We start from the raw sequence: 12,662 nt of genomic DNA on the forward strand, positions 1-12,662 counted from the left end.
TCGCATTCGAGGGATGCATGACATCGGCCGTGTTCGGCCAGATGGATGCCTTTGCCATCGCCGCCTATATCGCCGGCCGCCGCGAGGATTCCAGCTGGAACAGCCATGATGTCCGGATAGCCACGCCAGACGGCGATCCGGTACGCGGCTATGGCGGGCACCTCATCGAGCCGCATTGCGCGCTGTCCAGCGCCGGCGACAGCGACGTCGTTCTGATTCCACCTATCTTCAACGACATCGAACAGACATTGGCGCAGGAGCGCGGTCTCGTCGCCTGGCTTACCTCGTTTCCGGCAAATTCGACGCTGCTCGCATCCACTTGCACCGGTGCGTTCCTGCTCGCCGAAGCGGGCGTGCTCGACGGCCGCCGCGTCACCACCAACCCGGCCTTCAGCGCGCTGTTCGAGCAGCGCTATCCTGCCGTACGCCTCGCGCTGGACGAGCGGCTGGTCGACGACCACATGGTGATCTGTGCCGGCGCGACCACGGCCTATCTCAACCTCGCGATCCATGTCATCGACCGGCTGGCAGGCCATGATCTGGCCGTGTCGACGGCGAAGGCGCTGTCGATCGACCGGCACCCGGAATCGCAACGTCCGTATTTCATGTTCATCGCGCCGAGGGATCACGGCGACGAAAAGATTCTACAGCTTCAGAACTGGATTGAAGTCCACCATCAGAAGCCGATCGGCCTGGAAGAAATGACCGATGCCGCAGCCATGAGCGTTCGCAACCTCAATCGCCGCTTCCTTTCCGCCACCGGCCTGTCGCCGCAGCAATATCTCCGCAGGGTCCGCATCGAGACCGCAAAACGGCTGCTCGAAGGGCGCGCGATTGCGGTCGATCGCGTCGCCGAGCAGGTCGGATATCGCGACACCCGCGCGTTCATCCGCGCCTTCGGAGCCGTGGCCGGGCTGTCGCCGGGTGAATATCGCCGCAGGTTTCGGGCGCTCCCGAACATCAGCTCCCCGTAAACTTCGCGGCCCGGCGCTCCACCATCGACATCATCCCCTCGCGCGCGTCGCCGGTAAGGGCGATCCGCCGGCCTTCGGTTCGGATATGTTCGGTGGCAACACGCACGCCATCGGTCTGCGCCAGCCGCGCATTCGCCAGCGCCGCCTGGACGGCGAGCGGCGCGCAGTTGGCCACCTCGCGCGCCAGATCCAGCGCCAGACGAAGTTGCTCGCCAGGCTCTGCCAGCATTTGCACCAAACCCCAGCGATGGGCATCTTCGGCGTCAAACCCTCCGCCGGCCAGGATGCAATGCATGGCCCTTCCCCAACCAATCGCCGCTGGCAGGCGGATCGTTCCGCCACCGAGCGGGAAGATGCCGCGCGTCGTCTCCTGCTGGCTGAACCTTGTGCCGTTCGCGGCCACACACATGTCGGCGGCGAGCATCAATTCAAGACCCGCGGTGTAGCAGCGTCCGTGTACCGCGGTGATGACCGGCTTCGCGCAAGCCGGGCCGTAAAGCCGGAACGGATCGCATTGGCCCGGCTTCAGATAGGAGGCGGAGCCTTCGGCCACCGAGGCGGGGATGACGTCGGCCAAATCCAGGCCTGCGCAGAACACTTCCCCTTCGCCACAGACGACGCCACACCGCAATCGGGCTGAATGCGAGAGCGTCGTATATCCCTCGGCGAGTAACCGCAGGGCTTCGCGGTTCATTGCATTCCTTGCCCGCGGCCGATTGATCCGCATCAGCAGGATATCGTCGACCTCGGTGATGATGACGGCAGATGTGTTGGCGTGATCCGGCATGTGTCCTCCGCTGGCTCTGTCGGCGCTCCACAGCACAGCAATCCAAGTGATGGTGACCATGGCCATGTCGGCTAAATAGATTGCCGCCCCGGCCAACTGGCACGCACGCCAATCGATGGCTGAAACGGCAACGCGAATGGCCGGGCCTGCCATGTTCGTCTGCCGCCCGATCATGAAAGTTGAACGCGATGCTGCGCAGGCCGCCGATCGCTCCGAACTCACCGCCAAAAGGCAGTCGACCCATGAACGGATATGACTTCGACATCTGGCGCCTGCAACGCCGGCGCCGGCAGCTTGATCTCGGCTGGGCTGCCACGACGCGGCCCGGTATCCGCTTCATCGACCTTCCCACCACCCGGATCAGGGTTCGTGTCGCGGGCCGCGGAAACCGGACCATCGTCTTCGCCTGCGATATGCCCAATGTCGTCGACAACTATGATGACGTGATCCGGCTTCTGGAAAACGACTATCGCATCGTTGTTTTCGAACAGCCGGGATTTGGGTTTTCCCACCCCAAGGCCGGCTTTGACTTCACGCGCCAGGCCTATGCGGACGCCCTCGCCGGCATGCTGCGGGAGCTGGCGATCGGCCCGTACATCCTGGCCTTTCCCTGCGTGAGCAACTTCTATGCACTGTCGGTCGCAAAACAGCATCCCGATCTGGTGGAGAAACTCGTTCTCATGCAGGCGTCCGACTGGTCGCGGCAATGCGAATGGGCCGGCACCGTCATCGGACGGTTCGTGCTGGTCACGATGGGTTTGCCGGTGCTGGGCACACAAATGACAGCCACACCCTATCTCGGCCAGGCAACATGGGCCGCTGTCGAGCCGTGGTTTGCCCGGCGCACGCATCACCACGTCATCTACAAATCCTCCGAACGGCCCGAATTGTTCGCGCGGTTGTCAAAGCCGCTGTACGAAGCCTACGAGCATGGCGCCTGCCATTGCTTCGCGTCGGCATTCCAGCATTTCTTCTGCGATTCCGAGAGCGAGATTCCGGTGGTCGATCAGCCCGCGCTGATTCTCTGGGCGACCGGCGATCGCAGTCACCACGTTTCCAACAGCCGTGGGCTGATGAACTACGCGCCCCATGCGCGCTGGCAGGAGATTGCCGATACCGGCCACCATCTCGATCTGGAAAATCCCAAAGCCGTCACTGGAGCGATCCGGCGGTTTCTGGATCCGTAGACCGACAGACTATCCCTCGGAACGAGCCGCCAGCGGCCACGCAATCGTTGGAACTATGGCGCGGCGCATGATGGTTCGGTGGCCTTCGTCGCCATGAATGCCGCCAACGCCTCACGATCGGCGGGCGGCATGGTGAGGCCGAGTTTGGTGCGGCGCCACAGGATATCGTCGGGGAAGCGCGCCCATTCCTGCGCCATCAGATAGCGCACTTCCGCGCCGGTCAGTTCCGGACCGAACGCCGGCCCGAGGTCGGCGCGATCCTTTGCCTCACCAAGGATCGCCTTGACGTTGGTGCCATAGGCAGCGACCAGCCGACGCGCCTGATCCTCGCTGAGAAACCGCCAGCGCGCCCGCGCCTCGTCGACTTCGTTGTCGAAGCGGCCCCAGGCAAAATCGCCGCCCGGCAGCGGCGCCTTCGCGGTCCAGCGCGCCGACATCGGATAGAACGGCGTCAGCTTCGAGACGGCCTTCTCCGCGCGCCGGCGCGAAGTGGTGACGTCGCCACCGAAGATCGTGATCAGCGGCGCCTTGCCGCGTCCGTGGTCGAATGTGATGGCGCCATCGCGTGGCGATCGCCGGCTTGCGGAGTCCATCGCCATGTTCACGCCGGAAACCGTCCGCACCACGTCGACCGGCTCGACTCGCTCGCGAAAATAGCGATTGGCGGCATCGCAGAGATAGGCGACGTCGCCGGCCGGCATCGCGACGATGGCGGGATCGCCCTTGAAGGCATGGCCGACGGTGCCGATCAGCGTGAAATCGCGCTCATAGGGGCTGGCGAAAATCAGCCGGCCGTCGCTGTTCTGGAACACATAGACATTGTCGCTGTCGAACAGGCGGCGAACCACGATCTGGCTGATCTGCATGATATCAGCTTTCGGCGGCCGCTGGCGCAACACGGTCTCGGCGACCGAAGCGGTCCAGGCGCCGCTCGCGTTGACCACGGCACGCGCGGTCACGACCTGGCGATGGCCGCGATCGATCGTCACCAGCCGCCACGTTGCGCCCCGTTCCGCCCGGGTACATCGCGCGCCGGTGCGGATCACGGCACCGCGCGCCGCCGCATCGACCGCGTTCAGGATCACCAGCCGGGAATCATCGACGACACAATCGGAATATTCGAACGCGGTGCCGAACGGCCGCTTCAACGCATTGCCGACCGGATGATGGGTGACATCGACGGTGGCGGAGGCCGGCAGGCCGTTGCGCGAGGCCAGCCGATCGTAGAACAACAGCCACGATCGCAACTGCCAGGCCGGGCGTTCGTCGGAATGGGCGGGGATCGCAAAGCGCATCGGGCGCACCAGATGCGGCGCGGTCTTGAGCCAGGTGTCGCGTTCGGCCAGCGCCCGGTGGACGCGAAGAAAGCGGCGGCGCTCCAGCCCCGCCAGATCGCCATGGATCAGCCGTGGCGATGCCGAGGATGCGCCGGCGCCGAGATCGCCCTGCTCCAGCAGGATCACGCGCAGACCGCGTCCAGTGGCGTCGCGCGCAACGCTGACGCCATTCAAGCCACCGCCGATAATCGCAAGATCGTAGTCCGCCATACGCAACGCTTACCGGAAAGAGCCGTGACTGAATCGGACTCTATAGCGTTTTCGAGCGAGGTGGATACCGGTTCGCGTGAAGAAAACGCGTCAAAATAAAAACTAGCGCTCCGACGAAGCGCTAGCCGGTCTTGCGCGTATGCGCCATGACAATGACATCGCCGTCGCTGCGGCCGACGAGCGTTGCGTATTGTCCGATCGGCAGCGGCTTGCCGATGAAATAGCCCTGCACCGCGTCGCAGCCCTCTTCCGACAGGAAGCCGAGCTGTTCCTGGGTCTCCACGCCTTCGGCGACGATCGACATTTCGAGGCCGTGGCCGAGGTCGATGACGGCGCGGACGATCGCCGCCGATTGCGGGTTCCGTCCGAGATTCATGACGAAGGCGCGGTCGATCTTGATCTTGTCGAACGGGAACGCCTGCAGATAGCTGAGCGAGGAGTAGCCGGAACCGAAGTCGTCCATCGAGATCCGCACGCCGAGCGCCTTCAGCCGTCGCAAGAGTGCGAGGCCGCGGTCGAAATCCTCGATCAGCACGCCCTCGGTGATTTCGAGTTCCAGCCGGTCCGGCGCCAGCCCGGTTTCGAGCAGGATCGAATGCACCAGGCTGACCACGTCGCCGTGCATGAACTGCGCCGGCGACAGGTTGACGGCGATCTGCAGCGGCACCGGCCAGGAGGCGGCCTCGCGGCAGGCTTCGCGCAGGATCCATTGGCCCATTTCGACGATCAGGCCGCTTTCTTCGGCGAGCGGAATGAAATCGGCGGGCGACACGAAACCGCGCAGCGGATGCTGCCAGCGCGCCAGCGCCTCGAAGCCGATGACCTCGCTGGTGGCGACCGTCGGGCCCGAGGTGGCCTGCGGCTGGTAGTACAGCGACAGTTCGCCGTTCCGGATCGCGACCGAAAGATCCTGGTGCAGCACCCGGCGGTCGCGGATCTGCTGGTCCATCTCGGGTTCGAACAGGCTGATCGAGCCGCGCGATTTCGCCTTGGCGCGGAACAGCGCCGCGCCGGCATTGGCGAGCAGCGAGGCCGCGTCCGAGCCGTTGTGCGGGAACACCGAGATGCCCGTGGTGACGCCGGTGCGTACCGACTTGCCGTCGATCGGAAATTCGTTCGACATCGCCTCGGCGAGCTTCTCGGCCAGCGCCTTGCCGGCCTCCGGCTGCTTGCCGTCGATGATCATGCCGAATTCGTCGCCGGAGAGCCGGGCGACCACACCGCCGCGGGCGGAGGCCTGGATGCGGCGCGCGACCTCGATCAGGAGCTTGTCGCCCATGGCGTGGCCGAACACGTCGTTGATTTCCTTCAGGCCGTCGAGGTCGACGCACAGCACCGCGAATTCCTCGTCGGTACCGGCGCAAGCCTCGATCATCTGAGCCAGCGCCTGCAGGAACGCGGCGCGGTTCGGCAGATCGGTCAGTCCGTCGTGATAGGCCATGTGCGCCATCCGCGACTCGGTCTGGCGGCGGTCGGTGACGTCCTCATGGGTCTTGATCAGATATTGCGGCTCGCCGGCGTCGTCGAGCACGGTCATGCGGCGGGTCAGGAACAGCCGCAGGCCGTCCTTGGTGGAGATCGGATGTTCCTCGGTGAGCAGGCCGCGTTTCTTGATCGCGGCCTCGTCGCGCGCGATGATCAGCTTGGCTTCCTTGGGGTTGAAGATATCGGCAGCGGTCAGCCCGGTGGCGTCCTCGCGGCGGCGATTGAGGATGGTTTCCGCGCTGCGGTTGGCGAGCAGGTATCGCCCGTCGCTGACGCGCTCGACGATCAGCGACACCGGAATGTTGTCGACCACGAGCTCCAGGAACTTCTTGGTGTTCTCCAGCTCGCGCGACAGCGAGCGGCGTTCGGTGACGTCGTCGAACAGCGCGATCAGGAACTCCGGCTCGCCGTGCTCGTTGCGCGCGATCACCCGGTTGGAAGCGAGAATTCGTTTCTCCGAACCGCGTTCGACCGTGAGTTCGGTGCGATGATAGCCCTCCGACGCCTTCAGCGCCGATTGATCCGCGACGTCGATGCTTTTCGCGGTTTCGGGCCGGAAGATCTCGTCGGCGCGCTTGCCGACGATATGATCGCGGGAGAACCGCGAGAAACGTTCGAAGGCGCGGTTGGCGAAGATATAGCGGCCGTCCTCGATGTTCTTGGCGGCGACGCAGACCGGAACGTTGTCGAGCACCGATTCCAGGAACTGCGTGGTCGAGGCCAGCTTGCGCGACAGCTTGCGCTGTTCGGTGCAGTCCTCATGGGTGCCGATCGTACCGCCGTTCGGCAATCGGAAGATCTTCGAGAGCACCGATTTCCCGCCGGGCATTTCGGTGACGAAGCCTTCGGGACGGCGCGCCAGTGCGGCAAATTCCTCGACGGTGATATTCAACAGGCCGCGCGAGCGCCGCAACTCGACCAGGTCGCGGCCGGTCTTGCAGCTTGCGACGTCGGCGCGGGTGAATCCGTAGATATCGAGAAAGCGGTCGTTGCAGAACACGACGCGGCCCTGCGCATCCGACATCAACACGCCCTGATTGAGGTTGTTCAGGGCGGAACTGATGAAGGCGTTGCGACGTAACTTGGCGCGCTTCGACTTGCGCAACGCGCTCAGCACCCAGACTCCGACCGCGCCGACAAAGGACGCGACGACGATGCCGCCGATCAGGAATTCCCAGATCTGGTTGGGATCAAATGTGCCGATATAGCTTGCCGGCGCAAAGCCGCCGGACGGCGGTGCACCCCATGCCATTTCGCACGGTACGGCGGCGGCGAGCAGGCACAATGAGGCCAGCGCCGGAATCGAATTCTTCCCGCCTGCCTGCCAATTCTTGCCAGCCATCACTCACCCGCGGATTTGCGGGCGGAGTGTCCGGCTTGACGGGTTTGGATCGGGTAAACGCCTACCCTTACAACCCCAAAATGTGACATAAATTACGGCAATTGCCCTGACATGATTAATGCTTCACTAACAGGACCGCGCTAGCGGCGTATTCCAAGGCAAACCAACGGGTTGCTTGGACACTTCGGGGCGCGGAATGATAGGTATCTGGCGCGGCCATCGCCCCATCTCGCGCCAAAATCCCGGACCTGAAACTGATATGGACAGAGTTGATTGCGTCGTTATTGGAGCGGGGGTGATCGGGCTTGCGATCGCACGCAAACTCGCTCTGGCCGGTCGCGAAGTGATCGTGCTGGAGGCGGCCGAGGGCATCGGCACCGTGACCTCCTCGCGCAACAGCGAGGTGATCCATGCCGGGATCTACTACCGCGCCGGCAGCCTGATGGCGCAGATGTGCGTCAGCGGCCGGCACGCGCTGTATCGGTATTGCGCCGATCACGGCATTCCGCATCGCAATTGCGGCAAGCTGATCGTGGCCACCACGCCGAAAGAAACCGAAAAGCTGCAATCGATCCGGGCGCATGCCGAAGCCAACGGCGTCGAAGGCATGCAGTTGCTCACGGGCGAAGCGGCGCGCGAACTGGAGCCGGCGCTGAACTGCGACGCGGCGCTGCTGTCGCCCTCCACCGGCATTATCGACAGCCACGCCTACATGCTGGCGTTGAAGGGCGATGCGGAAGAGCGAGGCGCCGCCTACGCATTCCATACGCCGCTGTTGCGCGCACGGGCGAACGCCGGCCGCATCGAGATCGAGGCCGGCGGCGACGCACCGATGACGCTGGCCTGCGATCTGCTGGTCAACGCGGCTGGCCTCGGCGCACCCGCGGCGGCGCGCAGCATCGAGGGCATGCCGGTCGAATTGATCCCGTGTGCTTATCTGGCCAAGGGAAATTATTTCAGTTGCAGCGCGCGGGCGCCATTTTCACGCCTGATCTATCCGGTGCCGGAGCCCGGCGGCCTCGGGGTGCATCTCACGCTCGACATGGCCGGCCAGGCCCGCTTCGGCCCCGACGTGGAATGGGTCGAGAGCATCGACTACGCGGTCGATCCTGCGCGCGCGGAAAAATTCTATCCCGCGATCCGGCGCTATTGGCCGACGCTGCCGGACGGCGCGCTGATGCCGAGCTATTCCGGAATCCGGCCGAAGATCGTGCCGCCCGCGGTCGCCACGCAGGATTTCCTGATCCAGGGCCCGCGCGACCACGGTGTTACCGGGCTGATCAATCTGTTCGGAATCGAATCGCCGGGACTGACGTCCTCGCTCGCCATCGCTGACCATGTCGGCGGACTGGCCAATCTGTAACTGCGCATCTGCAAACGCGAATCTGCAAACCTGCGCCGCTTCAAGCGACCGCGGCAAAGGCTGAGACAAATGAACGCAAGACTTCAGCGGATGAGCGCGTCAGCGCCCATCCTGCGATGAAGTGCCGTTCTCGATACTGTACGGGGGGACCGACTAGTGCAGCGTTTCGCTGCTGGTGTGTCTCAACCGCTCGATCTGGTCCTTGACCATCAACTTGCGGCGCTTCAACTCGACAATTTGCAAATCGTCTGTGGAAAGGTGCACGAGCGCTTCGTGCAATTCGTTTTCGAGGATCTTGTGTTTACGTTCAAGTTCAACAAGATGCGCCTGTAGTGCCATACGAAATCTCCTCGGTGGGTGAAACCTCAGATTCGATCCGGACGATAGAGTGTACACCTGCTGCCGAATCTGTCGATGGGTATCCGGAATCGGGCCTCTCATATTTTCGGATTTATCTGTAACCAATCGTGAGTATGGAACCCGGTCGGCTTGCGGAGCGGCCCCACAGGGACGATATTTAGCGCGAGCTTCGGCCAATCGTTAACAACCTCATCGTGCTCTCCAGCTAGCGTACACCATGACCGACGAAGATGAGCGCGAGCTCGAAAACGAACTCGCCAGGCTGCAGCAGGAGCACCGCGATCTCGACGCAGCGATCGACGCGCTGCATCAGTCGCCGGCGCCGGATCTGCTGCGGCTGCAGCGGTTGAAGAAACGCAAGCTGCAACTGCGCGACCGCATCGCCTTCATCGAAGACCAGATCACACCCGATATCATCGCCTGAGGCTTTCGGTCGCTCGGGAACGCGCGAGCCGGGAAATGGCGGAGCCGGGGGTTCGGCCAAGCAAAAGCCGCCGCGCCTTCCTGGAAATCCTTTTCCCCGACATCCACAAGGACACACGTCGCGACGATCTCGATCGGCGATGGCTGGCGCCTGCGCGACCGCCAGATTGCCCACCGCCCTCCTTGACTTTTTTAGAACAAAAGAAGAACATGTACCCCTGCCGCCAGCAAGGGAGTTTTGCCATGTCCGCCCCGTCATCCCTGTCCGACAACAGCCGCTACGAGCAGGCCTGCGATCAGGCCATCGCGATGTGTGACGGCAATCTGCGCTCGACCATCAAGGCGCTGATCATGGCCAACGAATATCTGGAAACCGAGCTGGTGGAATTGCAGGCCGCCGTCGCCGCCGGCTGCGTGCCGGCAAAATATGCTGGTAGCAACGCGGCCTGAAACCGGAGTGATCGAGGAGAGATCAAATGGCTGATGTCACCTATTACGTCGCAATGCCGTTCCTGCAGGACGACAGCGGCTCGCCGGTCGCGGGCGCGGCGGAGGAATGTCAGAGTTCGACCATGGCGTTGCGCCGCGCCGAGATCCTGTCGCGCACGCCCGGCAGCATCGGCGCGGTCGCGTTCAGCCGCACCGGCGATCCCATGATCGGCGAATTCAATGACGCGCAATTGCTGCGCAAATTCGGTAGCGTGCCGGACGATCTCAGCGGGCTGTAGACGCCGTCATTGCTTCACGCCACTTCGTGCCGCCGTTGCGCCTTGCGCACATACATCGCGCTGTCGGCTGCCTCCAGCGCGCGGCCGGCTTCCGAATGGGTGTCGAGAATCGCAACCCCCGTCGACGCGCCGGCATGGACGGTGCGGCCGCGGAAAACAAAGGTCAGCCGGTCGATCATCTCCTCCAGGGAGGCTGCCTTGGCCTTGGCGTCGGTTTCGCTGAGATGCCACAGCAGCAGCGCGAACTCGTCGCCGCCGAGCCGGCCGATCACGTCGGAAGAGCGCACCTGTCCCAACAGCGTGGTGACGATGGCCTTGAGCACCTGATCGCCTGCGGCGTGTCCGAAGGCATCGTTGATCGGCTTCAACCGGTCGACGTCGAGCACGATCAGGGCGCCGCTGGCGTGATAGCGCTTGATGTAGGCGATCGAACGATGGAGTTCCCGTTCAAAACCGCGCCGGTTCGGAATATCGAGCAGGAAGTCGGTATCGGCGGAGGCCCGCAGTTCCTCGATTCGCGCCTCAGCTTTCGCCAATTCCGCCTTCAGGCGGCGAATCGTCGATCGCTGGTCTGCCGGGGCGGCGGCCGGCCGGGGGACAGGCGTGGCCTTGCGGCGCGGCGCGGCTTTTTGCCCCGCCGCCGCACTTTTGGGGCGTTTTGAGCCCCTTGAGGCGGTCGCCCTGGTTTTCTTCTTCATGGCCTTCCCTTGGCCTTTCCCTGGCCTTCCCTGTGCAGGCTTGCTTATGAAGGCTTGCCGGGATTCACCAAGACAGGATAGTCCATTCCGGACCCCTTGCCACGCCTTGGATGACGCCCGGGCCGCCCGTATAATGCGGCCTATGTTTCTGGATTCCCGAACAGAATTGACGAAATGACCGCACCCATCGCCATCATCATGGGAAGCCAGTCGGACTGGGACACCATGCGCCATGCCGCCGAGACGCTGACCGCGCTCGGGGTCGATTGCGACAAACGCATCGTCTCGGCCCACCGCACCCCGGACCGGCTGTTCGCGTTCGCCAAGGGCGCCAAGGCCGAAGGCTTCAAGATCATTATCGCTGGCGCCGGCGGTGCTGCGCACCTGCCGGGCATGGCGGCGGCGCTGACGGAACTTCCGGTGTTCGGCGTTCCCGTCGAGTCCAAGGCGCTGTCGGGCGTCGATTCGCTCTACTCGATCGTGCAGATGCCGGCTGGCGTTCCCGTCGGCACGCTCGCGATCGGCAAAGCCGGCGCCATCAACGCCGCGCTGCTGGCGGCCTCGGTGCTGGCGCTGAACGACACCGCGCTGGCGGCGCGTCTGGCCGCGTGGCGCAAACAGCAGACCGACGCCGTCAAACAGCACCCGGAGGGTTCGGCGTGACGGCTTCCCATCCGGTGAAGCTGAAGCCAGGCGACACCATCGGAATTCTCGGCGGCGGACAATTGGGGCGGATGCTGGCCATGGCGGCGGCGCGGCTCGGGCTGAAGAGCCAGGTGTTCTCGCCCGATCCGGACTCGCCCGCCTTCGACGTGGTGCAGCACGCGACCTGCGCGGAATATGCCGATGTCGAGGCGCTGGAACTGTTCGCCAACGACGTCGACGTCATCACCTATGAATTCGAGAACGTGCCGGCCGCGACCGCGATGGTGTTGGCCGCGCGCCGTCCCGTGCTGCCCGCGCAGAAAATCCTGGAGACCACGCAGGACCGGTTGGTCGAGAAGGATTTCGTCAAGCGGCTCGGCATCGGCACCGCCGATTACGCTGACGTGTCGTCAACCGAGACCTTGCGCACCGCGATCGCCCGCATCGGCTTGCCCGCCGTGATCAAGACCCGCCGCTTCGGCTATGACGGCAAGGGCCAGGCGATCATCCGCGAGGGCGATGATCCGGGCCGTGTCTGGGAAGAGCTCGGCACCAAGTCGGCGATCCTCGAGGCGTTCGTTCCGTTCGAGCGCGAAATCTCCGTGATCGCAGCGCGCTCGGCGGACGGTCATGTCGAGAGTTACGACGTCACCGAAAACGAACACCGCGACCATATTCTCAAGTTCTCGCGGGTGCCGGCCGAGATCTCCGAGGCGCTGGCGGCGCAGGCGCGCGATATCGCAAGCCAGATCGCCAATGCACTGGACTATGTCGGCGTGCTCGCGGTCGAGATGTTCGTGGTCGCCGGAAACGGCGGCCCTCACGTGCTGGTCAACGAGATCGCGCCACGGGTGCACAATTCCGGACACTGGACGCTGGACGGCGCCTCGATCTCCCAATTCGAGCAGCACATCAGGGCGATCGCCGGCTGGCCGCTCGGCAAGCCGGTCCGGCATGGCGCTGTCACCATGACCAATCTGATCGGCGACGATATCCTGAGCTACGAGCAGTGGCTGACGGTTCCCGGCGCCACCGTGCACCTCTACGGCAAGGGCCCGCCCCGGCCGGGCCGCAAGATGGGCCATGTCACCGAAGTGGTGCCGCGTTCCAAAACATAGCCAGG

At 64.0% G+C, this 12,662-nt stretch carries 13 protein-coding genes; 8 read left to right on the forward strand and 5 right to left on the reverse strand.

Annotated features, from left to right (window positions below):
• Positions 1-17 precede the first annotated feature (17 nt).
• Positions 18-974 (forward strand): GlxA family transcriptional regulator, encoded by a 957-nt coding sequence (locus BLS26_RS12410; protein ID WP_172804596.1) that lies wholly within the window; start codon positions 18-20, stop codon positions 972-974.
• Here the strand turns inward: BLS26_RS12410 and BLS26_RS12415 are convergent.
• Positions 961-1,914 carry a crotonase/enoyl-CoA hydratase family protein gene (locus BLS26_RS12415; protein ID WP_157676434.1) on the reverse strand — a complete coding sequence of 318 codons (954 nt, stop codon included), beginning with the start codon at positions 1,912-1,914 and terminating at the stop codon, positions 961-963. The two genes, BLS26_RS12410 and BLS26_RS12415, sit on opposite strands and share 14 nt — an antisense overlap.
• Before the next feature lie 89 nt (positions 1,915-2,003).
• Between BLS26_RS12415 and BLS26_RS12420 the strand changes: the two genes are divergently transcribed.
• On the forward strand, positions 2,004-2,948 hold the full coding sequence (locus BLS26_RS12420; protein WP_157676435.1) for an alpha/beta fold hydrolase: 945 nt from the start codon (positions 2,004-2,006) through the stop codon (positions 2,946-2,948).
• A 53-nt stretch (positions 2,949-3,001) separates the two neighbouring features.
• On the opposite strand, the gene BLS26_RS12425 is transcribed toward BLS26_RS12420, so the two are convergent.
• A complete protein-coding gene (locus BLS26_RS12425) occupies positions 3,002-4,495 on the reverse strand; it encodes a glycerol-3-phosphate dehydrogenase (protein ID WP_092511432.1) in 1,494 nt (497 codons plus the stop codon).
• A gap of 121 nt (positions 4,496-4,616) precedes the next feature.
• Complete coding sequence (locus BLS26_RS12430; protein ID WP_092511434.1) at positions 4,617-7,322, reverse strand: EAL domain-containing protein; 2,706 nt, start codon at positions 7,320-7,322, stop codon at positions 4,617-4,619.
• A gap of 259 nt (positions 7,323-7,581) precedes the next feature.
• On the opposite strand from BLS26_RS12430, the gene BLS26_RS12435 reads away from it, so the two are divergent.
• Positions 7,582-8,685 carry an NAD(P)/FAD-dependent oxidoreductase gene (locus BLS26_RS12435; protein WP_092511436.1) on the forward strand — a complete coding sequence of 368 codons (1,104 nt, stop codon included), beginning with the start codon at positions 7,582-7,584 and terminating at the stop codon, positions 8,683-8,685.
• A 153-nt stretch (positions 8,686-8,838) separates the two neighbouring features.
• Here the strand turns inward: BLS26_RS12435 and BLS26_RS12440 are convergent, their stop codons facing one another.
• Entirely contained in the window at positions 8,839-9,024 is a 186-nt protein-coding gene (locus tag BLS26_RS12440; protein WP_081680474.1) for a YdcH family protein, read from the reverse strand.
• Between the two features lie 238 nt (positions 9,025-9,262).
• On the opposite strand from BLS26_RS12440, the gene BLS26_RS12445 reads away from it, so the two are divergent.
• The 3 genes from BLS26_RS12445 to BLS26_RS12455 all read left to right on the forward strand — a co-directional run bounded on the left by BLS26_RS12445 (position 9,263) and on the right by BLS26_RS12455 (position 10,196).
• Positions 9,263-9,469 carry a YdcH family protein gene (locus tag BLS26_RS12445; RefSeq protein WP_027538800.1) on the forward strand — a complete coding sequence of 69 codons (207 nt, stop codon included), beginning with the start codon at positions 9,263-9,265 and terminating at the stop codon, positions 9,467-9,469.
• Positions 9,470-9,711: 242 nt separating this feature from the next.
• Positions 9,712-9,918 carry a hypothetical protein gene (locus BLS26_RS12450; RefSeq protein ID WP_092511438.1) on the forward strand — a complete coding sequence of 69 codons (207 nt, stop codon included), beginning with the start codon at positions 9,712-9,714 and terminating at the stop codon, positions 9,916-9,918.
• Between the two features lie 26 nt (positions 9,919-9,944).
• The gene (locus BLS26_RS12455; RefSeq protein ID WP_092511440.1) at positions 9,945-10,196 is read left to right on the forward strand and encodes a hypothetical protein; all 252 of its coding nucleotides are present in this window, start codon (positions 9,945-9,947) and stop codon (positions 10,194-10,196) included.
• A 14-nt stretch (positions 10,197-10,210) separates the two neighbouring features.
• On the opposite strand, the gene BLS26_RS12460 is transcribed toward BLS26_RS12455, so the two are convergent.
• On the reverse strand, positions 10,211-10,894 hold the full coding sequence (locus BLS26_RS12460; protein WP_092511442.1) for a GGDEF domain-containing protein: 684 nt from the start codon (positions 10,892-10,894) through the stop codon (positions 10,211-10,213).
• Between the two features lie 174 nt (positions 10,895-11,068).
• Here BLS26_RS12460 and purE point away from each other — a divergent pair, with 174 nt between their 5' ends.
• Both purE and BLS26_RS12470 read left to right on the forward strand, forming a co-directional pair.
• Positions 11,069-11,557 carry a 5-(carboxyamino)imidazole ribonucleotide mutase gene (purE, locus tag BLS26_RS12465; protein WP_092511444.1) on the forward strand — a complete coding sequence of 163 codons (489 nt, stop codon included), beginning with the start codon at positions 11,069-11,071 and terminating at the stop codon, positions 11,555-11,557.
• Complete coding sequence (locus BLS26_RS12470) at positions 11,554-12,657, forward strand: 5-(carboxyamino)imidazole ribonucleotide synthase (protein ID WP_092511446.1); 1,104 nt, start codon at positions 11,554-11,556, stop codon at positions 12,655-12,657. The genes purE and BLS26_RS12470 overlap by 4 nt, the downstream gene beginning before the upstream one ends.
• Positions 12,658-12,662: the final 5 nt, after the last annotated feature.

Origin of the sequence: Afipia sp. GAS231, assembly GCF_900103365.1 — a bacterium.
Classification (GTDB): Bacteria; Pseudomonadota; Alphaproteobacteria; order Rhizobiales; family Xanthobacteraceae; genus Bradyrhizobium.

Bases quoted from the DNA above. Each gene is read 5' to 3' on its own strand.
- BLS26_RS12410 (WP_172804596.1), top strand. From the start codon at position 18: ATGACATCGGCCGTGTTCGGCCAGATGGATGCCTTTGCCATCGCCGCC.
- BLS26_RS12415 (WP_157676434.1), bottom strand. From the start codon at position 1,914: ATGGCAGGCCCGGCCATTCGCGTTGCCGTTTCAGCCATCGATTGGCGT.
- BLS26_RS12420 (WP_157676435.1), top strand. From the start codon at position 2,004: ATGAACGGATATGACTTCGACATCTGGCGCCTGCAACGCCGGCGCCGG.
- BLS26_RS12425 (WP_092511432.1), bottom strand. From the start codon at position 4,495: ATGGCGGACTACGATCTTGCGATTATCGGCGGTGGCTTGAATGGCGTC.
- BLS26_RS12430 (WP_092511434.1), bottom strand. From the start codon at position 7,322: ATGGCTGGCAAGAATTGGCAGGCAGGCGGGAAGAATTCGATTCCGGCG.
- BLS26_RS12435 (WP_092511436.1), top strand. From the start codon at position 7,582: ATGGACAGAGTTGATTGCGTCGTTATTGGAGCGGGGGTGATCGGGCTT.
- BLS26_RS12440 (WP_081680474.1), bottom strand. From the start codon at position 9,024: ATGGCACTACAGGCGCATCTTGTTGAACTTGAACGTAAACACAAGATC.
- BLS26_RS12445 (WP_027538800.1), top strand. From the start codon at position 9,263: ATGACCGACGAAGATGAGCGCGAGCTCGAAAACGAACTCGCCAGGCTG.
- BLS26_RS12450 (WP_092511438.1), top strand. From the start codon at position 9,712: ATGTCCGCCCCGTCATCCCTGTCCGACAACAGCCGCTACGAGCAGGCC.
- BLS26_RS12455 (WP_092511440.1), top strand. From the start codon at position 9,945: ATGGCTGATGTCACCTATTACGTCGCAATGCCGTTCCTGCAGGACGAC.
- BLS26_RS12460 (WP_092511442.1), bottom strand. From the start codon at position 10,894: ATGAAGAAGAAAACCAGGGCGACCGCCTCAAGGGGCTCAAAACGCCCC.
- purE (WP_092511444.1), top strand. From the start codon at position 11,069: ATGACCGCACCCATCGCCATCATCATGGGAAGCCAGTCGGACTGGGAC.